Annotated in this window: 18 protein-coding genes and 1 other RNA gene; 6 read left to right on the top strand and 13 right to left on the bottom strand. The window is 65.8% G+C overall.

Annotation, left to right across the window (positions count from 1 at the left end):
• Positions 1-66: 66 nt before the first annotated feature.
• From BJA_RS07750 to tkt, 8 genes are all read right to left on the bottom strand, one after another.
• Positions 67-858: an inositol monophosphatase family protein gene (locus tag BJA_RS07750; protein WP_011084333.1), complete on the bottom strand. Its 792-nt coding sequence runs from the start codon at positions 856-858 to the stop codon at positions 67-69.
• A gap of 97 nt (positions 859-955) precedes the next feature.
• Positions 956-2014, bottom strand: coding sequence for a tetratricopeptide repeat protein (locus tag BJA_RS07755; protein ID WP_011084334.1), 1059 nt, complete (start codon positions 2012-2014; stop codon positions 956-958).
• Between the two features lie 8 nt (positions 2015-2022).
• Positions 2023-2709 carry a thiamine phosphate synthase gene (locus BJA_RS07760; RefSeq protein WP_063921389.1) on the bottom strand — a complete coding sequence of 229 codons (687 nt, stop codon included), beginning with the start codon at positions 2707-2709 and terminating at the stop codon, positions 2023-2025.
• A gap of 3 nt (positions 2710-2712) precedes the next feature.
• Positions 2713-3738, bottom strand: coding sequence for a class I fructose-bisphosphate aldolase (locus BJA_RS07765; protein WP_011084336.1), 1026 nt, complete (start codon positions 3736-3738; stop codon positions 2713-2715).
• A gap of 239 nt (positions 3739-3977) precedes the next feature.
• Positions 3978-5045, bottom strand: a complete 1068-nt coding sequence (gene fba, locus BJA_RS07770) for a class II fructose-bisphosphate aldolase (protein WP_011084337.1) — start codon at positions 5043-5045, stop codon at positions 3978-3980.
• 54 nt (positions 5046-5099) lie between these two features.
• Positions 5100-6296 (bottom strand): phosphoglycerate kinase, encoded by a 1197-nt coding sequence (locus tag BJA_RS07775; RefSeq protein WP_011084338.1) that lies wholly within the window; start codon positions 6294-6296, stop codon positions 5100-5102.
• A gap of 139 nt (positions 6297-6435) precedes the next feature.
• Positions 6436-7443 carry a type I glyceraldehyde-3-phosphate dehydrogenase gene (gene gap / locus BJA_RS07780; RefSeq protein WP_011084339.1) on the bottom strand — a complete coding sequence of 336 codons (1008 nt, stop codon included), beginning with the start codon at positions 7441-7443 and terminating at the stop codon, positions 6436-6438.
• A gap of 148 nt (positions 7444-7591) precedes the next feature.
• On the bottom strand, positions 7592-9607 hold the full coding sequence (gene tkt, locus BJA_RS07785; protein WP_011084340.1) for a transketolase: 2016 nt from the start codon (positions 9605-9607) through the stop codon (positions 7592-7594).
• Between the two features lie 366 nt (positions 9608-9973).
• On the opposite strand from tkt, the gene BJA_RS07790 reads away from it, so the two are divergent.
• From BJA_RS07790 to BJA_RS07810, 5 genes are all read left to right on the top strand, one after another.
• Positions 9974-10294 carry a DUF4164 domain-containing protein gene (locus tag BJA_RS07790; protein WP_020608063.1) on the top strand — a complete coding sequence of 107 codons (321 nt, stop codon included), beginning with the start codon at positions 9974-9976 and terminating at the stop codon, positions 10292-10294.
• Positions 10291-10674 carry a cell division protein ZapA gene (locus BJA_RS07795; RefSeq protein ID WP_011084342.1) on the top strand — a complete coding sequence of 128 codons (384 nt, stop codon included), beginning with the start codon at positions 10291-10293 and terminating at the stop codon, positions 10672-10674. Before BJA_RS07790 ends, BJA_RS07795 begins: the two co-directional genes overlap by 4 nt.
• Positions 10675-10948: 274 nt before the next feature.
• Positions 10949-11109: non-coding RNA, 6S RNA (ssrS, locus tag BJA_RS07800), on the top strand.
• Between the two features lie 207 nt (positions 11110-11316).
• Entirely contained in the window at positions 11317-11913 is a 597-nt protein-coding gene (locus tag BJA_RS07805) for a 5-formyltetrahydrofolate cyclo-ligase (protein WP_038965392.1), read from the top strand.
• Positions 11891-12715 carry a TIGR00282 family metallophosphoesterase gene (locus BJA_RS07810; protein ID WP_028173440.1) on the top strand — a complete coding sequence of 275 codons (825 nt, stop codon included), beginning with the start codon at positions 11891-11893 and terminating at the stop codon, positions 12713-12715. The genes BJA_RS07805 and BJA_RS07810 overlap by 23 nt, the downstream gene beginning before the upstream one ends.
• Before the next feature lie 207 nt (positions 12716-12922).
• On the opposite strand, the gene BJA_RS07815 is transcribed toward BJA_RS07810, so the two are convergent.
• From BJA_RS07815 to BJA_RS07835, 5 genes are all read right to left on the bottom strand, one after another.
• Positions 12923-14266 carry a c-type cytochrome gene (locus BJA_RS07815; RefSeq protein ID WP_011084345.1) on the bottom strand — a complete coding sequence of 448 codons (1344 nt, stop codon included), beginning with the start codon at positions 14264-14266 and terminating at the stop codon, positions 12923-12925.
• Positions 14263-16431 carry a xanthine dehydrogenase family protein molybdopterin-binding subunit gene (locus BJA_RS07820; RefSeq protein ID WP_038965397.1) on the bottom strand — a complete coding sequence of 723 codons (2169 nt, stop codon included), beginning with the start codon at positions 16429-16431 and terminating at the stop codon, positions 14263-14265. The genes BJA_RS07815 and BJA_RS07820 overlap by 4 nt, the downstream gene beginning before the upstream one ends.
• Before the next feature lie 8 nt (positions 16432-16439).
• Complete coding sequence (locus BJA_RS07825) at positions 16440-16904, bottom strand: (2Fe-2S)-binding protein (protein WP_028173437.1); 465 nt, start codon at positions 16902-16904, stop codon at positions 16440-16442.
• A gap of 705 nt (positions 16905-17609) precedes the next feature.
• Positions 17610-19034 (bottom strand): methyl-accepting chemotaxis protein, encoded by a 1425-nt coding sequence (locus tag BJA_RS07830; protein ID WP_011084348.1) that lies wholly within the window; start codon positions 19032-19034, stop codon positions 17610-17612.
• Between the two features lie 119 nt (positions 19035-19153).
• Complete coding sequence (locus BJA_RS07835) at positions 19154-20902, bottom strand: methyl-accepting chemotaxis protein (RefSeq protein WP_038965394.1); 1749 nt, start codon at positions 20900-20902, stop codon at positions 19154-19156.
• Between the two features lie 205 nt (positions 20903-21107).
• Here BJA_RS07835 and BJA_RS07840 point away from each other — a divergent pair, with 205 nt between their 5' ends.
• A complete protein-coding gene (locus BJA_RS07840) occupies positions 21108-21854 on the top strand; it encodes a YebC/PmpR family DNA-binding transcriptional regulator (protein WP_011084350.1) in 747 nt (248 codons plus the stop codon).
• Positions 21855-21976: the final 122 nt, after the last annotated feature.

The raw sequence follows: 21976 nt of genomic DNA on the forward strand, positions 1-21976 counted from the left end.
GGATCAATGGATTCCGGGCTCGCGCCAAGAGGCGCGCCCCGGAATGACCACGTGGGGGGCGGCGCGCTACGCAGGCTTCCGCAAAATCTTCACCAATTCCCCGTGCACGAACTCATTCCCGCACACCACGTGCCCGGTCACCAGCGCATCGCCTGTCGTGTCGATGTCGCTCACCGTTCCGCCTGCCTCGCGCACCATGATCATGCCGGCGGCGATGTCCCAGGATTGCAGGTTGCGCTCCCAGTAGCCGTCGAGGCGGCCGGCGGCGACGAAGGCGAGGTCGAGGGAGGCGGCGCCGAAGCGGCGCAGGCCCGCGACGCGGTCCTGGATCGCGGTCATCTCGCGGCGGAATTCCTCGTGGTCGCCGCGGCCGATATGGGGCAGGCCGCAGGCCACCACGCATTCGTTGAGCTGCCGGCGGCCGGCCACGCGCAGGCGCTGGTCGTTGAGGAAGGCGCCCTTGCCGCGCTCGGCGATGTAGAGCTCGTCATTGGCGGGGTTGTAGATCACGCCGGCGATCACCGTGCCCTCGCGGGCGAGGCCGATCGAGATCGCAAATTGCGGGATGCCGTGCAGGAAGTTGGTGGTGCCGTCGAGCGGATCGACGATCCAGGTGTGGCTCTTGTCGGTGCCCTCGCGGGTGCCGCCTTCCTCGCCGATGAAGCCGTAGCCGGGCCGCGCCTTGGCGAGGTCCTGGTAGAGGATCTCCTCGGCGCGCTTGTCGGCGAGCGAGACGAAATTCGCCGGTCCCTTCAGCGAGACCTGGAGATGTTCGATCTCGCCGAGATCGCGTTTGAGGCTGCGGCCGGCGCGGCGCGCGGCCTTGACCATGACGTTGATAGTGGCGGAATACAGCATGAGCTTCCGGTCTTGATCGGGGAAATGGCGCGAAAACGCGCCTGTTTGGGGGATTGGGTGCCCTGTGCGGGGCCCAACGTCAAGTCATTGCGTCAGGTCATTTGGCGCCGAGCCATTTCCTGGCGGCGGCCTCGGCCTTGGCCCGGTCCTCGGCCGGCAGATCGGACAATTGCTTGTCGAGCTCCGGATCGCCCTTGCCGGCGGTCTTGGCCACCAGGTGCCATTTGAACCCCTCGACCTTGTCCACGGGCGTGCCCATGCCGTTGATCAGCACCCAGGCCAGGCGGTTCTGCGCGATCGCGCTGCCCTGGCGGGACGCCTTGCGGAGCAGGGCGACGGCCGCCGGCTGGTTCTTCGGCGTGCCGGTGCCGTTGAACAGCGCGATGGCATATTCGACCTCGGCATCGACATTGTCGGTCAGCGAGGCCGCCTGGAGCAGCCGCACAGCGCGTTCCGGGTCCTTCGGCACGCCGGTGCCTTCCTTGTAGAAGGTCGCCAGCGCGTATTGCGCCTCGGGCAGGCCGGCGTCCGCCGCCTGCCGCAGCAGCTCGGCGGAACGCTTGACGTCCTGCGGCAGGGTCTGGCCGTCGAGATAGAGCAAAGCGAGGTTATAGGCAGCCTTGGGCTCGCCGAGCTTGGCGGCGGAAGCCATCAGCTTCACCGCCTCGCCCTTGTCGACCGGGCCGCCGCGGCCGGCGATGCGCATCATGGCGAGCGCGAACATCGCCTCGCGGTCGCCGGCGTCGGACGCACGCTTGTACCATTCGAGCGCCTTGGCGTAGTCGCGCTTGATGCCCATGGCGTTGGAATAGAGCTCGCCCAGCATGGTCATCGCCTTGGGATCGCCCGCCTGGGCGCGGGCGGTGGCGAGCTCGAACGCGGTCTTGTACTGGCCGCGCTGGTAGGCGCCGAACACCAGGTCGACATTGGAATTGTCGGTCGGAGGCGCCGGGATCACGGTCGCGGGCAGCGCCGGCTTGGGGGAGGCGGACGGCTTCGGTGCCGGCGCGGCCTCCTTCTTCTTGGGGGGCGGCTTGGCTTTCTGCTTCTCGGCCGGCGGGCTCGGCGTCGTGGCCGGCGGCGTGATCTGGAGTTGCGCGGCCGCGGGCACCGTGAGCAGCAGCGTGGCCAGGATGGTGATGCGCGGGAGCTTCATGTCGGGCGCTAGCCGTGCTCGCCCGCGGGATTTTGGCTTGCGAGCGCAGCCGCATGGGCCTTCTTGATCGTGGCGTCGGCCTCGATCAGTGCGGCCTTGGCCCCGCGCGGATCGGCCCAGACGAACTCGCCGACCAGCACGAAATCGGCGCCGCTGGCGGCGAAGTCGTAGGCCTCTTCCAGCGAGGTCGCAAAGCCGACGCAGGGCGGCTCGAACAGCTCGGCCCACCAGTCCAGCCGCTCGGCGATCGCCTCGGACGACGGACGCTGGCCCTTTGCATCGGGCTCGCCGAACAGCAAATAGTCCGCGCCAATTTCGCCCGCATCCATGGAATGGTGCCGTGTCGTCAGCCCGCCGACGCCGGCGATGCGATCGGGCTTGAGCGATGGCAGCGCCTCTTTCAGCGCGGCGATGCCGGGCAGGTGCGCGCCGTCGGCGCCGCCGCGCGCGACCAGTTCGGCATGGCCGTCGATCAGCAGCGCGGCGCCGGCCTTCTGGACCGGCGGCGCGAGTGCCTTGATGCGCGAGATCATGGTGCGCTGGTCGGTCTCCTTCAGCCGCACCAGCACGGCCGCGACGTCGGCGGCGGCGAGCAGGCCCGGCAACTCGGCGACGAGCGAAGCCGGGTCATCGATAACAGGCGTCGCGAGATAAAGGCGCGGCGCCGGGCGCGGCGGAGGCGATTTGTTCGACAAGGTCTAGGCCGCTTTCTTTTCCAGGCTGCTTTGCCATTCGCCTTTGGAGGCGAGGCCGTTCATTCGTGCACGATGGCTGAAGGCGCGCTGGCCGGCCGCGACGTTCTCGGCCTTGCCGGACCATGCCTTCTGCGGCGCGGCCTGGAGCGCGCGGCCGTAGGAGAAGGTCAGGCCCCAGGGCAGCGGGCCGAGCTTGTGCATGGCGTTGAGATGCGCGGTTGCCTCTTCGTCCGACTGGCCGCCGGAGAGGAAGGCGATGCCGGGCACCGCCGCCGGCACACAGGCCTTGAGCAGCCGTATCGTCTTCTCCGCGACCTCCTCGACGGGGGCCTGCTTCGCGCACTTCTTGCCTGAGATCGCCATGTTCGGTTTCAGCACCATGCCTTCGAGCGCGACGCGCTGCACGCGCAATTCCTGAAACGTCTTGTTGAGCACGCGCTGCGTGACCTCATAGCAGCGGTCGATGTCGTGATCGCCGTCCATCAGCACTTCCGGCTCGACGATCGGCACGATCTGCGCGGCCTGGCACAGCGCGGCATAGCGCGCCAGTGCGTGGGCGTTGACGCTGATCGCCGTCATCGAAGGAATGCCGCTGCCGATGTCGATCACCGCGCGCCATTTGGCGAAGCGCGCGCCGCGCTCGTAATACTTCTTCAGCCGCTCGGCGAGCTTGTCGAGCCCGACGGTGACGAGCTCGCCGGGGCACATCGGCAAGCCTTGCGTGCCTTCGTCGACCTTGATGCCCGGGATGGCGCCGCTACTCTCGATCAGCTTGACCAGGGGCGTACCGTCCTTTGCATCCTGCCAGATCGTCTCGTCATAGAGGATCACGCCGGAGATGTACTGGCTCATGGCTTCCCTGGATCGGAACAGCATCTCGCGGTAGTCGCGCCGGTTCGATTCCGTCGATTCCACGCCGATCGCGTCGAAGCGCTTCTTGATGGTGCCGGAGGATTCGTCGGCGGCAAGGATGCCCTTGCCGGGCGCGACCATGGCGGTCGCGATCCTGTTGAGCTCAGTCAGATCCATCGAGAGGTCCTCCCAAAACGATTCTGCCCTTGCCCGTGAAAATAGACCGTTCTCGGGCAAATGCCGAGTTAACGTTCGTCGCAGGGGTAAGGGGGTTCTCTGTCATTCCGGGATGCGCCGAAAGGCGCAGGCCCGGAATCCATAACCCCAGGCTGTGGTTATGGATTCCGGGCCCACGCTTCGCGTGTCCCGGAATGACGGGAGGGTGTGTCCGGAGGCCTTACGCCACCGCGCGATCGCTACGCGACGCGGGGGTCGAGCTCGCCCTTGGCGTAGCGCTTGGCCATCTCGGCGGTGGTCAGGACCTTCTTGATCTTGGAGGCCTGGCCGGCGGTGTTGAACTCCTGGAGCCGCTGCTTGCACAGCTTGGTCATCGCTTCCATCGCCGGCTTCAGGTACTTGCGCGGGTCGAACTCTTCCGGATTGTCCTTCAGCACCTTGCGGATCTGGCCGGTCATCGCCATGCGGTTGTCGGTGTCGATGTTGATCTTGCGCACGCCGTTCTTGATGCCGCGCTGGATCTCGGTAACAGGCACGCCCCAGGTCGGCTTCATCTTGCCGCCATAGGTGTTGATGATGTCCTGGAGGTCCTGCGGCACCGACGACGAGCCGTGCATGACGAGGTGCGTGTTCGGCAGCTTGCGGTGGATCTCCTCGATCACCTTCATGGCGAGGATGTCGCCGTCCGGCTTGCGGGTGAACTTGTAGGCGCCGTGGGAAGTCCCCATCGCGATCGCGAGCGCGTCGACCCTGGTCTCCTGCACGAACTTCACGGCCTCGTCCGGATTGGTCAGGAGCTGGTCGTGGCTGAGCTTGCCTTCGGCGCCGTGGCCGTCTTCCTTGTCGCCCATGCCGGTCTCGAGCGAGCCGAGCACGCCGAGCTCGCCCTCGACCGAGATGCCGCCGAGATGGGCCATGTCGGTCACGGTCTTGGTGACGCCGACATTGTAGCCCCAGTCGCCGGGGGTCTTGCCGTCGGCCTTGAGCGAGCCGTCCATCATCACCGAGGTGAAGCCGGCCTGGATCGCGGTCATGCAGGTCGCCGGCTCGTTGCCGTGGTCGAGATGCACGCAGACCGGGATGTGCGGGTAGATCTCGGTCACCGCGTCCATCATGTGCTTGAGCATGACGTCGTTGGCGTAGGAGCGCGCACCGCGCGAGGCCTGGATGATGACGGGCGCATCGACCTGGTTGGCGGCGTCCATGATCGCCAGCGCCTGCTCCATGTTGTTGATGTTGAAGGCCGGTACGCCGTAATCGTTCTCAGCCGCATGGTCGAGCAATTGACGTAACGTGATCCGAGCCATGTGTCTTTTTCTCCGGTTTGGGCCTTCAGGGCCCGCTAGCTACTTGTCGACTGACTACTTGATGCGCAGGACCTCGACGCCGGGCAGTGGCTTGCCTTCCATCCATTCAAGAAATGCGCCACCGGCGGTCGAGACATAGGTGAAGTCACCGGCCACGTGGGCCTGGTTGAGGGCCGCGACGGTGTCGCCGCCGCCCGCGATCGAGATCAACTTTTTCGCCTTGGTGCGCTCGGCGGCGTGCTTGGCGGCCGCGACCGTGCCGCGGTCGAACGGCTGCATCTCGAAGGCGCCGAGCGGCCCGTTCCAGACCAGCGTCGCCGCGTCGTCGATCGCCGCGTGCACGCGCGCGACCGATTGCGGGCCGACGTCGAGGATCATGCCGTCGGCCGGGATCGCATCGAGGCCGTAGGCGTGGGACGGCGCGTTGGCCGCGAAATGATAGGCGACGGTGGCGTCGACCGGCAGGATGATGGCGCAGTTGGCGGCTTCCGCCTTCTCGATGATGCGCAGCGCGGTCGGCGCGAGATCCTTCTCGGCCAGCGACTTGCCGATGCCGACGCCCTGGGCGTGCAGGAAGGTGTTGGCCATGCCGCCGCCGATCACCAGCGCGTCGACCTTGCTGACGAGGTTTTCGAGCAGGTCGATCTTGGTCGAGACCTTGGCGCCGCCGATGATCGCGATGACCGGCTTGGTCGGCGAGCCCAGCGCCTTCTCCAGCGCATCGAGCTCGGCCTGCATGGTGCGGCCGGCATAGGCCGGCAGCTTGTGGCCGAGGCCTTCGGTCGAGGCGTGGGCGCGGTGCGCGGCCGAGAACGCGTCATTGACCCAGATGTCGCCGAGCTTGGCCAATTCCGCGACGAAGGCGGGATCGTTCTTTTCCTCTTCCTTGTGGAAGCGGGTGTTTTCCAGGCACAGGATGTCGCCGTCCTTGAGTGCCGCCACGGCCGTGGCCGCGGGCTCGCCGATGCAGTCGTCGGCAAACGCGACGGGCTTGTTCAGGACCTTCGACAGCGCCTCGGTGACGGGCTTGAGCGACTCCTTGGCATCGCGTCCCTTCGGCCGGCCGAAATGCGCGAGCAGGATCACCTTGCCGCCCTTGTCGGCGAGCTCGGTGATGGTCGGCGCGACGCGCTCGAGCCGGGTTGCGTCGGTGACGCGCCCGTTCTCCATGGGCACGTTGAGGTCGACGCGCAGCAGCACGCGTTTGCCCTTCACGTCGACGTCGTCGAGGGTGCGGAATTTGTTCGCCATGGGATGGCCTCAACCATTTGGACTGTCATTCCGGGGCGCGCTTAGCGCGAACCCTGGTGCGCAGTTGCGCACCTGAGAATCTCGAGATTCCGGGTCTGGTCCTTACGGACCATCCCGGAATGACGAAACCGCTGCGGAGTTAGATCACCTTCGCGATCGCGACCGCGGTGTCGGCCATGCGGTTCGAGAAGCCCCACTCGTTGTCGTACCAGGACATCACGCGCACCAGCGTGCCGTTCTGCACCTTGGTCTGGTCCTCGTGGAAGGTCGAGGAGTGCGGATCGTGGTTGAAGTCGATCGAGACGTTCGGCGCATTGGTGTAGCCGAGGATGCCCTTGAGCTGCTGCTCGGAGGCGCGCTTCATCGCCGCGTTGATTTCCTTCACGTCGGTGGCGCGCTTGGCAATGATCTTGAGGTCGACGACCGAGACGTTCGGGGTCGGCACGCGGATCGCGACGCCGTCGAGCTTGCCCTTCAGTTCCGGCAGCACGAGGCCGATCGCCTTGGCGGCGCCGGTCGAGGTCGGGATCATCGACATCGCCGCCGCGCGGCCGCGATAGAGATCCTTGTGCATGGTGTCGAGCGTCGGCTGGTCGCCGGTATAGGCGTGGATCGTGGTCATGAAGCCGGTCTCGATGCCGACGAGATCGTTCAGGACCTTGGCGACCGGCGCGAGGCAGTTCGTCGTGCAGGAGCCGTTGGAGACGACCAGGTGATCCTTGGTCAGCGTGTCGTGGTTGACGCCGTAGACGATGGTGGCGTCGGCGCCGTCGGCGGGCGCGGAGACCAGCACGCGCTTGGCGCCGGCGGTCAGATGTGCGGAGGCCTTGTCCTTCGAGGTGAAGATGCCGGTGCATTCCAGCGCGATGTCGACGCCGAGATCCTTCCAGGGCAGCTTCGAGGGATCGCGCTCGGCGGTCACCTTGATCTTGCCGCCTCCGAGGCTGATCGAATCACCGTCGACGGTGACGGTGCCGGGGAAGCGGCCGTGAACGCTGTCGAAACGGAGCAGATGGGCATTGGTCTCGACCGGGCCGAGGTCGTTGATGCCGACCACCTCGATATCCTTGCGGCCGGACTCTGCAATCGCCCGCAGGACGTTGCGGCCGATACGACCAAAACCGTTGATTCCAACGCGGACTGCCATCTTTCGTCTCCTTCAATGACCGTTGTCGTCCCGTCGGACGCGCGGCTAACGCGTCAGCGAGGGTTTTTTAGGGCGGACGCCCGGTTCGGCCGGGCGGTGCTTGATCATATGGGACGTTACGTAGTCCTTTTTTTGGCAAGCTCAACTCTCAGGAAACGCGTTTCAGCACGGCGTTAACCGCAGCCTCGGCGGTAATGCCGAAATGCTTGTACAGGTCCTTCGCCGGCGCGCTCGCGCCGAAGGAATGCATGCCGACAAATTCGCCATCCTGGCCGATCACAGCATCCCAGCCCCAGCGCACCGCGGCCTCGATCGCGACCTTCACCGGCGCGTTGCCGATGATCTCGGCGCGCTTGGCTTCTGGTTGCGCTAACAAAAGCTCGAGCGAGGGCACCGACACCACCCGTGACGGGATGCCGCGCTCGGCGAGCTGCTTCTGGGCGGCGACCGCGATTTCGACCTCGGAGCCGGAGGCGAACAGCGTCGCCTTGGCTTCGCCCTGCGCCGGAACCAGCTCGTAGGCACCGGCCGCGCAAGGATTGTCGTTCGGCGCGGTGGTGCGGAGCTGCGGCAGGTTCTGCCGCGTCAGCGCCAGCACCGTCGGGCCGTCGATGCGGTTGAGCGCGAGCTCCCAACACTCGGCGACCTCGATCGAGTCGCAGGGACGGAACACGCGCATGTTTGGAATGGCGCGAAGCGCGGCCAGATGCTCGACCGGCTGATGGGTCGGGCCGTCTTCGCCGAGGCCGATGGAATCGTGCGTCATCACGTAGACGACACCTGTGCCCATCAGCGCGGCAAGGCGCATCGCCGGACGCGCATAATCGGTGAACACCAGGAAGGTCGCGCCGTTCGGCGCGAAGCCGCCGTGCAGGAAGATGCCGTTCATCGCGGCGGCCATGCCATGCTCGCGGATGCCGTAGTGGATGAAGCGGCCCTTCGGTGTCTTGGCCGAGAAGGCGGTCGCCGACTTCGCCTTGTTGTTGTTGGAGCCGGTGAGGTCGGCGGAGCCTGCGAGGAATTCCATCGGCATCGCGCCGGCAATGACTTCGATCACCGCTTCCGAGGATTTGCGGGTGGCCGCAACCAGCGGCTTTTCCAGCAGCTCCTTCTTGTACGCGCGCACCGCCTTTGCGAGCGAGGCCGGACGCTCATGGCGCAGGCGGCGCTCGAACTCGGCGCGCTTGCGGCTGCCGAGCTCGCCGAGCCGTCCTTCCCATTCCTGGCGAGCCGCAGCGCCGCGGCTGCCGGCCGCGCGCCAGGCTTTCAGCACGTCGTCGGGCACCGAGAACGGCTCGAGCGAGATGCCGAGATTTTCCTTGGCGGCCTTGAGCTCCTCGGCGCCGAGCGCCTCGCCGTGCACCTTCGACGTGCCGGCCTTGTGCGGCGCGCCGAAGCCGATGGTGGTGCGGCAGGCGATCAGCGTCGGCTTGTTGGATTTCTTCGCGCGCGTGATGGCCGCCGTGATCGCGGCCTGGTCGTGGCCGTCGATCTTCTCGGCGGCCCAGCCGGCGGACTTGAAGCGCTTCACCTGGTCGACGGAATCGGCGATCGAGGTCGGGCCGTCGATCGAGATGCCGTTGTCATCGTAGAGCACGATCAGCTTGTTGAGCTTCCAGTGCCCGGCCATCGCGATCGCTTCCTGCGACACGCCCTCCATCAGGTCGCCGTCGGAGGCGAGCACGAAGGTGTGGTGATCGACGATCTTCTTGCCGAACTCGGCGGCGAGCATCTTCTCGGCGAGCGCCATGCCGACCGCGGTCGAGATGCCCTGGCCGAGCGGACCGGTGGTGGTCTCGATGCCCTTGGTGTGGAAGTTCTCCGGGTGGCCAGGCGTCAGCCCGCCGAGCTGGCGGAATTGCTTGAGCTGGTCCAGCGTCATGTCGGCATTGCCGGTCAGGTACAGCAGCGAATAGAGCAGCATCGAGCCGTGGCCGGCCGACAGCACGAAGCGGTCGCGGTCCGGCCAGGCGGGCGCGGCGGCGTCGAATTTCAGGAACTGCGTGAACAGCACCGTGGCGATGTCGGCGGCGCCCATCGGCAGGCCGGGATGGCCCGATTTCGCCTTCTCGACAGCGTCCATCGAAAGGCCGCGGATCGCGTTGGCCATACGGGAGTGGTCGACCTGCGTATGGGCCATACGGGAGGCATCGAGCTGCATCATGATGAAAATCCGTCTGGAATGAGGTGCTTGATGGCCGTGTGCGCCGCGCTGGATCGAGCCTGGCGGTCACGGGAGGTTGGGGGCTGGATAGCATCTCGGTTCCGGGAGTCCAAGGCAATCAAACGCCGGTTTGGCCGCAAAAGTTGCTTACGGCATGATCCGGAAAAGCCGCAGCCGCGGATCATGCAGATCTGGAACCAGCCGGCCGCCATGCCGAGGGCCGATCTAGCGGTGCATAGTTTCGCGGCGACATTGCGCTGGGCTAGCTTGCCACGTAAATTTCTGCTTCTAACCGCTTGCCGAACCGAGTCTTTTGCCGGGCGGCAAGCCCCGATGCAAAGGCCACCAAGGTCCGCCGCTGACCGCATGAACGATCGCGTATCCAACAGTTCCGCCATGACGGAGTCCTCCGCCGTCGAGATTGAGATCGCGACCCGCAGGCTCATGGCGGCGCTCGACGCGCTCGAGAGCGCGGTGGAGCGCCGGCGCGACGCCGATCGCGACGAGAACGAGCTCGCCGCGCGAATCCAGGCGCTCGGCGCGGACCGCTCGCGGCTTGCCGATGAGCTCGATGGTGCGCTGGTGAAGGCGCGCAAGCTCGAGCGCACCAATCGCGAGATCTCCGATCGGCTGGATTCCGCGATCGTCACGATACGCTCGGTGCTCGATACCGGAGAGGATGGATGAGCCACATCAACGTCACCATCAACGGCCGGCAATACCGCATGGCCTGCGAGGAGGGGCAGGAGGTGCGGCTGCTCAAGCTCGCCGAAAGCCTGGAGACGCGGATTCAGTCGCTGCGCGGAAAATTCGGCGAGATCGGCGATGCGCGCCTGACCGTGATGGCGGCGCTGACCGTCTGCGACGAGCTGGTCGACGCCGGCAACCGCGTCCGCAGCATGGAGCAGGAATTGACCGAGCTGCGGGATTTCCGCAATGCCGCCGTCGAGCGCGCCAGGATGACGCAGACCGCGGTGGTGAACGCGCTGAACGCCGCAGCCGAACGCATCGAGAAGTCGACCCAGGTCCTGAACCGGACCATCGGAGGCGGAATCGCGATCGGGTAGGGACCGCGGAAGACTCGATCAGTTGGTCCGCTCGATGTAACCGCGGGCTCAACCTCTCCCGCTTGCGGGAGAGGTCGGCGCGAAGCGCCGGGTGAGGGCTCTCACCTCTTGGGGAATCTCAGTGTGGAGACACCCTCTCCCCAACCCTCCCCCGCAAGCGGGGGAGGGAGCGCACTTCCGCCGTGGCGGCAGGAAGGACTGATTTCATTGCACCGAAGCTCGGCAGCCCGTCGGCGGGCTGGTGGTTTGTCAGTATCGTTGTTACATTGCGTGGGCGAGGCTGCGACGCGCGTCCGGAGCCATATATCCCCGGGGCCTTATCGATCCTTTAGGGAACTGTCCCTGGCCGGGCCCGTGGGCCCGGACATATGGTGCCCACCTACTTTCGTAGGGAACTCCGGGATCGAGTGCTTCAACGGCGTCCGCGGCTTCGCACTTTTGTTTGCTTGGTTTGTGCTTGTCTAAATTGCGTCCCCGACACGCTTGCGGTTCAATTGAGTCTCGGTGTCATGCCCGCGAAGGCGGGCATCCAGTACGCCGCGGCGTCTCGGTTCTTGCAACTCGCGTCTCTGGAATACTGGATCACCCGCTTTCGCGGGTGATGACAGCGGAGCGAGGCTCTGCCTTCGGGGGAAAGCGCGCATGTCCAATTCGAAAGCCGAGCTCCGTGCCAAAGCCCTCGCCAAACGCGACGCGCTGAGCGAGAAGAAGCGCGCCGCCGCTGCCACCAAGCTCGCCAAGCGCGGGCTGCCGTTCAAGCTGCTGCCCGGCAGCATCGTCTCCGGCTATTCGCCGATCCGCAGCGAGATCGACCCGATGCAGCTCTTGAGGAAGCTCGCCGAGGAGGGCGCAAGGCTGGCGCTGCCCTGTGTCACCGCGCGCGGCCAGTCGCTGGTCTTCCGTATCTTTCATCCGAACGACCGGCTGATGCTCGGCCCGCTCGGCATTCCCGAGCCGTCGCCGGCAGCAAGCGAAGTCATCCCCGACATCATGCTGACGCCGCTCGCGGCCTTCGACCGGCTCGGCCACCGCATCGGTTATGGTGCCGGGCATTACGACTTCACCTTCGCTCACTTGCGCAAGACCAAGCAAATCGTCGGCATCGGGCTTGCGTTTGCCGCGCAGGAGATCGAGGCGGTTCCGGCACTATCCCACGACGTCGCGCTGGATTATGTGCTAACGGAATCGGACGTGTTCGATTTCCGGAGTTCTGAAGTTGCGCATTCTCTTCGTGGGTGATGTCGTCGGCCGTGCGGGGCGCACGGCCATCGCCGAATATCTGCCCGGCATGGTCAAGGACTGGTCGCTCGATTTCGTCGTCGTCAACGGCGAAAATTCCGCCGGCGGCTTCGGCATCACCGAAGCGATCTATCAGGAGTTTCTCGATGCCGGCGCCGACGCGGTGACGCTCGGCAATCACTCCTGGGACCAGCGCGAGGCCCTGGTGTTCATCGAGCGCGCCGACCGCCTGGTGCGGCCCGCGAACTATCCGCGCGGCACGCCCGGCCGCGGCGCGGCGCTGGTCGAGACCAAGAACGGCAAGCATGCGCTCGTCGTCAATGCTTTGGGCCGCGTCTTCATGACTCCGTTCGACGATCCCTTTGCGGCGCTGGAGCGCGAGCTCGGCGCCTGTCCGCTCGGCGTTGCAGCGGATGCGATCGTCGTCGATTTCCATTGCGAGGCGAGCAGCGAGAAGCAGGGCATCGGCTTCTTCTGCGACGGCCGCGCCAGCCTCGTCGTCGGCACCCACACCCATGTGCCGACCGCCGATCACCAGATCCTCAACGGCGGCACCGCCTACATGACGGATGCCGGCATGACCGGCGACTACGATTCCATCATCGGCATGCAGAAGGAAGAACCGCTGCGCCGGTTCACGTCGGGGATTCCCTCCGGCCGGTTCGAGCCGGCGGCCGGAGTGGCGACGCTCAGCGGCGTTGCGATCGAGACCGACGATGCAACGGGCCTCGCGCTGCGGATCGCGCCGGTGCGCGTGGGCGGCCGGCTGGAGCCGGCGACACCGAGGTTCTGGTTGAGCTGACGGTCGCGCTACACACTCGCTGTCGTCCCGGCGAAAGGCCGGGACCCATAACCCCAGGGAGAAGTGTGGGGCACAGCTCCCACTCCGAGTCTTCGCCACACTACTCCCTGTGGGTATGGGTCCCGGATCTGCGCTTCGCTTGTCCGGGACGACGGCGGAGATTGATGCGCGCGATTGCGCATCAATCTCGCGGCGGATGGCTGCGCGCTACTCCGCCGTCTGCTCCCTCAGCTCCGCCACATCCTTCGCCGTCAGCTTCGAGCCCTTCGCGCCGAACCGCGCCGTCACATAGTTCGCCACCGCCGCGATCTCGTCGTCGGTGTAGGCGTTGCCGAACGCCGGCATCGACAGCGCACCATCAGGCGTATGGCGCCTGGTGCCCGAGATCACGATCTGCGCGACGTTGGTGGCGGTGGGGTCGTTGACGGCCCAGGTGCCGGTGAGTGTCGCCATCGGCGACACCGGGCTCTCGCCGCTCCAGCCGTGGCAGCTGGCGCAGGCGCTGGCGAACACCTTCTTGCCGCGGGCGTCGGCCGTCACGCCGTCCTTGTGCGAGGCGGGCGCGACCGGCGCCGTGGTGGCGGGGAGGTCGGGCGAGGGCTGCGGCGGCACGCTGCGCAGGTAAGCAACGATGCTGCTTATGTCCTCGGGGGCGAACTGGCTGAAGCTGTGGTCGACGGCTTCACCCATCGGACCCGAGGCCGAGCCGTGGCCCGGCGCATGGCCGAGCGACAGATACGAGATCAGATCCGCGTCGCTCCAGTTGCCGAGACCTGTCGCCTTGTCCGACGAGATGTTGAAGGCGCGCCAGCCCGCCGTGATAGCGCCGGTGAACTTCTTGCGGTTATCCAGCGCGAAGCCGAGATTGCGCGGTGTGTGGCACTCGCCGCAATGCGCCAGCGCTTCGGCGAGATATGCCCCGCGATTCCATTCCGGGCTCTTCGACGTATCCGGCGCAAAGCGCGTGTCCGGATTGAACACGGCCGACCAGAAGGTCATCGCCCAGCGCTGGTTGAACGGGAACGACAGCGTGTTGTCGGGCGCCTTGGCGCGCACCGCCGGCAGGCTGAACAGATACGCTTTCACCGCGAGCACGTCCTCGTCGGTCATGAAGGTGTAGGACGTGTACGGCATCGCCGGATAGAGCCGCGCGCCGTCATTGCGTTTGCCGTGCTGGACCGCGTTCAGAAAATCCTGGTCGCTGTAATTGCCGATGCCGGTGTCCTTGTCCGGCGTGATGTTGGTCGAATAGAGCGTGCCGAACGGTAGCTTGAAGGCGAGCCCGCCGGAATAGTCCTCCTCGCCCGGCTTGGTGTGGCAGACCATGCAGTCGGCGGCCTTCGCCAGATATTCGCCGCGTTCGACCAGGCTCGCTTTCTCCAGCTTTGCCGGCACGCCGGTCGGCTTTCCGGCGCGGTAATCCGCCAGCGCCACTTTCGTGCCGCCGGCAAAGTCGAGCGGGCCGGGCCCGCGGATGAGGAAGACGCCAAGCGCCACCGCGACGATGGCGATCACAACGATACTTGTGAGGATACGCATCGTGCCGCTCATGCCTTCTTCCCCGCAGCCAGCAGTTTCCGGTCGATCGGCAGGCGCCGCAGCGCCACGCCGGTTGCGGCGTAAATCGCGTTGCGCAGCGCCGGTGGCCCCGCCGTCGTGCCGGTCTCGCCAATTCCGCCGGGTGCCTCGCCGCTCTTGACGACGTGAACCTCGATCTTGGGCGTCTGATGGATCCGCAGCATCCGGTAGTCGTTGAAGTTGGATTGCTGGACGCGCCCCTTTTCGATGGTGATCTCGCCGTAGAGCGCGGCGGTAAGGCCGAAGATCAGCCCGCCCTCGACCTGAGCCACGATCGTATCGGGATTGACGGCGATGCCGGTATCCACCACCGAGGTCGCACGGCGTAGATTGATCTCGCCTTGCTCGTCGACCTCAGCCTCCACAACGGTTGCGATGAAACTCCCGAAAGACGGCTGCAGGCACACGCCGCGCCCGACGCGCGCCGGCAAGGGTTGACCCCAATTGGCTTTCTCTGCCGCAAGATTGAGGACGGACAGGAAGCGCGGTTGATTGGCCAGCATTCCACGGCGAAACTCGACCGGGTCCTTGCCCGCCTTGCGCGCCAGTTCGTCGATGAAGCATTCGACCGCGAACACGTTGTTGTTGGGCCCGACCCCGCGCCAGAACCCCGTTGGTATCGCCGGCGGTTCGGCCCGCACATATTCGACGTGGACATTCGGGATGTCGTAGGGCACGTCGGTGGCGCTGTCGATCGCGTCGATATCGATGCCCTTCTGGAAGGCCGGCGGCAGCCAGCGCGCGATGATCGCAGCGCCGGCAATCTTGTATTTCCAGCCGACGATCTTGCCGGCCGACAAGGTCGCTGCGATCGTATCGCGATAGACCGGTCGATAGACGTCGTGCTGAATGTCCTCCTCGCGGGTCCACACGACCTTGACCGGCCCGTCGACCTCTTTGGCGATGCGAACGGCCGCGACCACCATGTCAGGCTCGAGCTTGCGGCCGAAGCCGCCGCCCAGCAGGTGCTGGTTGACGGTCACCTTCTCGACCGGGAGCCCGGCCGCCTTTGCCGCCTCCGACTGCACGCGCGCCATGATCTGCGTTCCGGTCCAGATTTCGCAAGAATCGGGCGTGCAATGCACCGTGGCGTTCAACGGCTCCATCGTTGCGTGGGCGAGAAACGGCAGCTCGAACGAAGCTTCGAGTTTTTCGCCGCTCGCGAGACCCTTGGCGATGTCGCCGGTGGATCTGGCGACCACGCCGTCCTTTGCGCTGGCGGCGCGCAAATCGTCCCAAATCGCCTTCGAATTGAGCTTTGCGTTCGGTCCCTCGTTCCACGTGATGTCGAGCGCATCCAGGCCCTTTTTCGCCGCCCACATGTGATCGCCGACGACGGCGACGAGATCGTCGAGCACGACGATCTTTCGCACGCCCGGAATCTTCTTCGCGGCACGATCATCGACCTTGCCGACCTTGCCGCCGAAAACCGGGCACTGCGCCAGCGTTGCGAACTTCATGTTCGGCACGATGGCGTCGATGCCGTAGACCGCCTTGCCGTTGACCTTCTCGGGTGTATCGAGCCGCTTGAACGGCTGGCCGATATAGACGAAATCCTTGGGGTCCTTGAGCGGGACGTCCTTGGGCGGCGTCTGGCCGCTCGCGGCAGCCGCAAGCGCGCCATAGGAGAGCGTCCGGCCGCTCGCCTTGTGGGTCACCTCACCCTTCGACGTCGTGCAACTGGCGGGATCGACGTTCCATTGCGCAGCTGCAGCCTGCACCAGCATGGCACGCGCGCTGGCGCCGGCTTCACGCAGCGGCTTCCAGAATGCCCGGACCGATGTGGAGCCACCGGTCGCCTGAATGATGAAAATCGGATTGCCGTAGAGCTTCTCGTTGGCCGGTGCGTGCAGCAGTTGGACTTTCGACCAATCCGCGTCGAGCTCTTCCGCCAGGATCATCGAGATCGCGGTGTAGATTCCCTGCCCCATCTCGACCTGCGGCATCACCAGCGTGGTCGCACCTTCAGGGTCGATCCGGATGAAGGCGTTGGGCGCGAACTTGCCATCGGTCGTATCCTTCGGCTGCACCGGCTCGTTGACGGCGGCGCGCAGCGGCAGGTGGAAGGCGAGCAGGAAGCCGGTGGCAAGGCCGCCGGTCAGGAGCGTGCGGCGGGAGACGCTGTTGTGTGCATTCATGGCGGACCTCACGACTGACGGCCGGAGGCCGCCTGCTTGATGGCCTCGCGGATGCGCACATAGGTGCCGCAGCGGCAGATGTTGCCGGCCATGGCGGCGTCGATGTCGGAATCATCAGGGTTGGGCGTTGCCGCCAGCAGTGCCGCGGCCGACATGATCTGGCCGGACTGGCAGTAACCGCACTGGATCACTTCGGCATCGAGCCAGGCCTTCTGCACCTTCGCGCCCGTAGGCGTGCTGCCGATATGCTCGATGGTGGTGATGGTGCGGTTCTGGACCGCGCTCACCGGCAGCACGCAGGAGCGCACCGCCTTGCCGTCGACATGCACCGTGCAGGCGCCGCATTGCGCGATGCCACAGCCGAACTTGGTGCCGGTCATCCCGAGGATGTCGCGCAGCACCCACAGCAGCGGCATTTCCGGCGGCGCGTCGAAGGATTTCGTTTCGCCATTGATGGTGAGAACAGTTGCCATATGCATCCCCTTGCTCGACGATCGCTTGCGGCGATCAATTCGGCGAATTTCCGCGCGACCATAATCATAACGACGCGAAACGATGAAGCGTCGAAATTCCCGGCAATGCATATTTGCGCGACTGACGCGTCAGGCCATGACGTTCACGAATTTGTGCGGCGGCTCATTGGTATGATAATCGTCATATTGTGGCGCATTTTCGCCGCGCGCGCCGTGAATCGCCGCAGATGATCGTGCGAATGCGCAAAATCATGCGATCACGAAATTCGTGCGATTGGGAAAAGCGAGCGACGGCAAGCACGGTGCACGGGATCAATTGCAACGGCCAATAGCCGGATGGCCGACGTGCGCGATGATGACATCATGCTCCTGTTTTGCCCGACGGAGCAATGGCCGCACTAGGCGCTTGGAACGTTCTCCGCAATCCCTGGCAATCCCGACGCGGAGACACCCCCACCCCAGCCCTCCCCCGCAAGCGGGAGAGGGAGCCGAGTGCCGATGCCGCCGCATCATGCACACCACATGCGATAGCCCTGCCCACAAGGGGGGAGGGAACGGAGAGGGTGCTGCTGTCGGCCGCACTAGCTTCGATCTCATCCCATGAGGCTTCTAAGCCATTGATTCCGCGTGCCCCGGCTACTGTGCATGGGGTTGTTTTTCAGGTTTTTGATTGAAGGGCCGCAGGAGCGGCCGTCGCGAGATCCTTCAGCCGTGCCGGAAGCCCATCCGGAACGCGCCCCAGTGCTTGCCGCGGATCATGATCGGCGAGGACAGATCCTTCATCAGCACGAACTGCCCGCCGCCCATGTCGCGGCGGTAGGTCTGGAGCAGGAACGGCTTGGTGTTCGCAGCGACCTTCTTCACCGCGCGATCGGTGAACAGGCGGCGGTTGCGACAATTGGCGTTGTTCCAGACCGGGTCCTTGCCCTGTGGCAGGCGGTAGTTCGGATTGTGGGTCGGCAGGTAGCCGCCCTTGGCCCAGGCGACGCAGAACACGATGCGGGGATCGGCTTTCTGGATCGGGTCCTGGATGGCGGGCAGCACGCGATCGGTGAAGTCGACGTAGCTGGTGAGATACTGCTTTGGATCGGTGCCGGGAATCTCGCGGTACTTCTCGTCCATGAGCTGGTCGAGCGTGATCTCGCCGCGATCGATCGCGGCCTCGAACTCGGCCGAGATCCGCTTGGCGGTCTCGACGACCGCGCGGATCAGCGGCGCGTCCGACGTCTCCACGCCGCTGTCGGCGATCATCGCGATCAGGCCTTCGGAGGTGTCGAGCAGCTTGGCCACCCGCTCGTCGGCGTATTTGAGGTCGCGCGAGGAGAGGTCGACGCCCTTGGCGAGCTCGTTGAGCTCGCTGATGACGGTGTCGCAATGGCCGAGATTGGAGGTCGCCGCGCGCGCGACGCTGTCGATCTCCGCTTCCACGGAGGCGAAGCCCTGCTGGACGCGCGAGATGATGCTGGAGATCTGCTGGGCGCCTTCGCCGGCGGTCTTCGCGCGCTGCGAGGCGTCGCTGCTCTCGCCGATCAGGCCTTCGATCTGGCCGTCGAGATCGCGCACGGTGTCGGAGATCTGGTGCGTCGCCTGGCGGGTGGCTTCCGCGAGGTTCTTCACCTCGCTCGCGACCACCGCGAAGCCGCGGCCGGCATTGCCGGCGCGCGCGGCTTCGATGGTTGCGTTCAGCGCAAGCAGGTTGGTCTGCTTCGCGATCGCCTCGATCGAGCCGGACACCTTGGCCACCTGCGCCAGCGCCGAGCCGACCGCGCTCAGGCGCGCCTCGATCCGCCCAACGGCGGCGACAAGCTCGGAGATGTGGCTGACGGCGGTATCGACCGCGCTGCGCGACTGCGCGATCTCGCCGACCGCCGCGGACGTCGTCGTTTGCACCGCCTGAGACGCATTGGCGATGTCGTGGTTGGCCGAGACCATCGTCTCCGCCGTCTCCTGGAGGTGATGGAACCGTTCCGACTGGTTCGCGACGCGGTTGGCGACTTCCTGGACGTTGCCCGCGATGTCGGCGAGCTCCACGCCGAGACCGCCGATGCGGTCGGCGAGCTGGTCGATCAGGCGTTCAGCCAGCGTCCGGTTCGACCCGGTGTCCAATACTGCAAGTTGTGCCAGAGACATGTACGGGTTTTCTCCAGTCAGAGCCGTGGATTGGCTCTCGGCGGCATTCCCATTCCAGTTTCGACCTTAGAGGATGATTCGCGAGCGGCGTCTTGCCCAGGAGTGCACGAGAGCGGGCACTACAGCTTGTAAGCTGTGCGGAATCCGCCCCAGTGCCGGCCCTGCACGCGGATCGGGACGTCGATTTCGCGCATCATCACCGTATTCCCGTTGCCCATGTCGCGCGCATAACTCTGGACCAGGTACGAGCGCAGGTTGCGCGCGGCCGCGAGCCCCGCCGGATCGTTGAAGATGCGCCGGTTGCGGCTGTTGGCCGTGTTCCAGGCGGCGTCGCCCGGCCGCTGCGGATGCGAATAGATCTTGTTGTGCACCGGCAGGAAGCCGTTGCGGTCGACCATGGCGCAGAACGCCATGCGCGGTTCCTTGGCGAGAAACGCTTCCTGGAACGGCGGCAGTGCGCGGTCGGCCCAATCCAGATATCTAGTGCGGTATTGCTGTGGATTGGTGCCTGCGATCTCCACATAGTCGGTGTCGAAGAGGTCGTCGATCCCGACCTCGCCGCGTGCAACCGCATGCTCGAAGATTTGGGTCAGCGCGTTGCCCGCTTCCATGGCGCGGGTGACGAACTCCGTGTTCTCCTCGTGGATCGACCACAGCCGGTCCTCGATCTTCTCGCGGAGCTCGGCATCGGGATTGACGAAATGCGCGCGGGCTCCGGCCTTGGACTGCTCGACGACGCGCAGGCGGCAGGCGCCGACCAGTTCGAGGCTGCCTTCGATGATCGCTTGCGGCGTCAGCCGGCCTGCATCCGCACCGCCGATCAGCACGCCGTCCATCGCGATCTCGTAGACCGGCATCACGCCGCGTGCGCTCTCGAATTTGAGATGGCAGGGCAGCCGCTCGGTCTTGCGGCGGTCGTCGTGCTCGCTCTGGCGCAGCAGCACCGCGCAGCGCGATTTCAGCTTCTGTGCGAAGGTGGTGACCGCCTTGCCGGCGCTGGCGACGTTCTCGCCATGGGTCTCGGCCGCCTTGGTCGCGGCGTCGATCTCGGCCGCGCTCTGGCCGACCGAGACGATGAACTCCGACGCGCTGGCGGCATTGCCGGAGACTTCGCTCGTGGTGGCGTTTTGCTCGGCGACCGCGCCATTGACGGTCTCGAATACCGGGCGGATCGCCTCGATCGCCTGCGAAATGCGGTGCACGGCATCGGCGGAGCCGGCGGCGTCGCGCTGCAGTGCATCGATCTTTTTGGTGATCTCTTCCGTCGCGCCCTGGGTCTGCACCGCGAGCGCTTTCACTTCGGTCGCGACGACCGCAAAGCCCTTGCCCGCAGCGCCCGCGCGCGCGGCCTCGATGGTCGAGTTGAGCGCGAGCAGCGTCGTCTGCCGCGCGATCTGCGCGATCAGATTGACGACGTTGCCGATGGCGGCGGAGGACTCGCGCAAGCGGTCGACATTGGCGCGGGCTTCCTGCGCCGCGGCACTGGCCTCGTCGGCGAGCTTGCCGGCCTCGCGAACCTGCGCGCCGATGCCCAGCGCGGACTGGGTAAACTTGTCGGCGGCATGGGCGAAGGTGGATGCGGTCGACTGTGCGGCGTTGGTGCGGCCGGTCAGGGCGTCGGTCCGGTCGCGGATGGCCGCAAGGGTTGTGGCGGTCGCTTCGGCGCCGCCGGCCACCGAATTGGCGGCGCGCTCGAGCTGGCGAATCATCGCGCCCAGCTCGAGTTCCAGCAGTTCCAGGATTTCCCTGGCAGAATCGCTCTCAGCGGCCGGGCCGGGCTCGGAATGGGCCGGCGGCGCCGCAGCCTGCGGGGCGGCCGCGGGCGCAGCCATGTCCGGCAGACGCTTCCGAAATAGTCCGAACGCCATCAGGTCTCTCTTGTCGGGGGACGGTCGTACGCTATTTTCGCAGGCCGGAATGAAGTCAGGGTTAACGATGCCTGACATCTGGGCAAGGGCCACTACGGTGTTACCTTAAAGTCGTAGAGCCTCTTTCATTCCGGTGGGTTGGCGGCCTATAAGGCCGCGCTTCCCACGCTCGCCTTAGGCGCACGATTCCTTTACGAGACCACGCATGGCCGGACACTCCCAATTCAAGAACATCATGCACCGCAAGGGGCGGCAGGATGCCCAGAAGTCGAAGCTGTTCGGCAAGCTGGCGCGGGAAATCACCGTCGCCGCCAAGCTCGGCACGCCCGACCCCGCCATGAACCCGCGCCTGCGCGCCGCCGTGATCGCCGCGCGCGCGGAGAACATGCCGAAGGACAATATCGAGCGCGCCATCAAGAAGGCGCTCGGCAGCGATGGCGAGAACTATGACGAGATCCGCTACGAGGGTTATGGCCCCGGCGGCGTCGCCGTCATCGTCGAGGCGCTGACCGACAACCGCAACCGCGCCGCCTCCGACATCCGCTCCTTCTTCACCAAGTCGGGCGGCAATCTCGGCGAAACCGGTTCGGTCTCCTTCATGTTCGACCGCACCGGCATCATCGAATACGACCGCAGCGTCGCTTCCGACGACGCGGTGCTCGATGCCGCGATCGAGGCCGGCGCAGACGACGTCGTCTCCGGCGAAGGCGGACACGAGATCTACGCCTCGACCGAAGGCTATCGCGACGTCGCCAAGGCGCTGGAAGCCAAGTTCGGCGAGCCGCGCAAGGCCGCGCTGATCTGGAAGCCGCAGAACACGGTCGCCGTCGATGACGAGACCGGCGAGAAGCTGCTCAAGCTGATGGACCTGCTCAACGAGCACGACGACGTCCAGAACGTCTACGCCAATTTCGAGGTGTCGGACGCGCTTGTTGCCAAGATGGGCGGGTAGGGGACACACGAACGGTGCGCGCCCTCGCCCCGCTCTGCGGGGAGAGGGTTGGGGTGAGGGGCTGTTTCCGCGTCGGCGGTGATAGAGGGACTCGTGGAGAGTCCCCTCACCCGGAATCCGCG

The organism is Bradyrhizobium diazoefficiens USDA 110, from assembly GCF_000011365.1.
GTDB classification, from domain to species: Bacteria; Pseudomonadota; Alphaproteobacteria; order Rhizobiales; family Xanthobacteraceae; genus Bradyrhizobium; species Bradyrhizobium diazoefficiens.

Coding starts and splice junctions, on each gene's coding strand:
- BJA_RS07750 (WP_011084333.1), bottom strand. CDS start 858: ATGCTGTATTCCGCCACTATCAACGTCATGGTCAAGGCCGCGCGCCGC.
- BJA_RS07755 (WP_011084334.1), bottom strand. CDS start 2,014: ATGAAGCTCCCGCGCATCACCATCCTGGCCACGCTGCTGCTCACGGTG.
- BJA_RS07765 (WP_011084336.1), bottom strand. CDS start 3,738: ATGGATCTGACTGAGCTCAACAGGATCGCGACCGCCATGGTCGCGCCC.
- fba (WP_011084337.1), bottom strand. CDS start 5,045: ATGGCTCGGATCACGTTACGTCAATTGCTCGACCATGCGGCTGAGAAC.
- BJA_RS07775 (WP_011084338.1), bottom strand. CDS start 6,296: ATGGCGAACAAATTCCGCACCCTCGACGACGTCGACGTGAAGGGCAAA.
- gap (WP_011084339.1), bottom strand. CDS start 7,443: ATGGCAGTCCGCGTTGGAATCAACGGTTTTGGTCGTATCGGCCGCAAC.
- tkt (WP_011084340.1), bottom strand. CDS start 9,607: ATGATGCAGCTCGATGCCTCCCGTATGGCCCATACGCAGGTCGACCAC.
- BJA_RS07790 (WP_020608063.1), top strand. CDS start 9,974: ATGAACGATCGCGTATCCAACAGTTCCGCCATGACGGAGTCCTCCGCC.
- BJA_RS07795 (WP_011084342.1), top strand. CDS start 10,291: ATGAGCCACATCAACGTCACCATCAACGGCCGGCAATACCGCATGGCC.
- BJA_RS07805 (WP_038965392.1), top strand. CDS start 11,317: ATGTCCAATTCGAAAGCCGAGCTCCGTGCCAAAGCCCTCGCCAAACGC.
- BJA_RS07815 (WP_011084345.1), bottom strand. CDS start 14,266: ATGAGCGGCACGATGCGTATCCTCACAAGTATCGTTGTGATCGCCATC.
- BJA_RS07820 (WP_038965397.1), bottom strand. CDS start 16,431: ATGAATGCACACAACAGCGTCTCCCGCCGCACGCTCCTGACCGGCGGC.
- BJA_RS07825 (WP_028173437.1), bottom strand. CDS start 16,904: ATGGCAACTGTTCTCACCATCAATGGCGAAACGAAATCCTTCGACGCG.
- BJA_RS07830 (WP_011084348.1), bottom strand. CDS start 19,034: ATGTCTCTGGCACAACTTGCAGTATTGGACACCGGGTCGAACCGGACG.
- BJA_RS07835 (WP_038965394.1), bottom strand. CDS start 20,902: ATGGCGTTCGGACTATTTCGGAAGCGTCTGCCGGACATGGCTGCGCCC.
- BJA_RS07840 (WP_011084350.1), top strand. CDS start 21,108: ATGGCCGGACACTCCCAATTCAAGAACATCATGCACCGCAAGGGGCGG.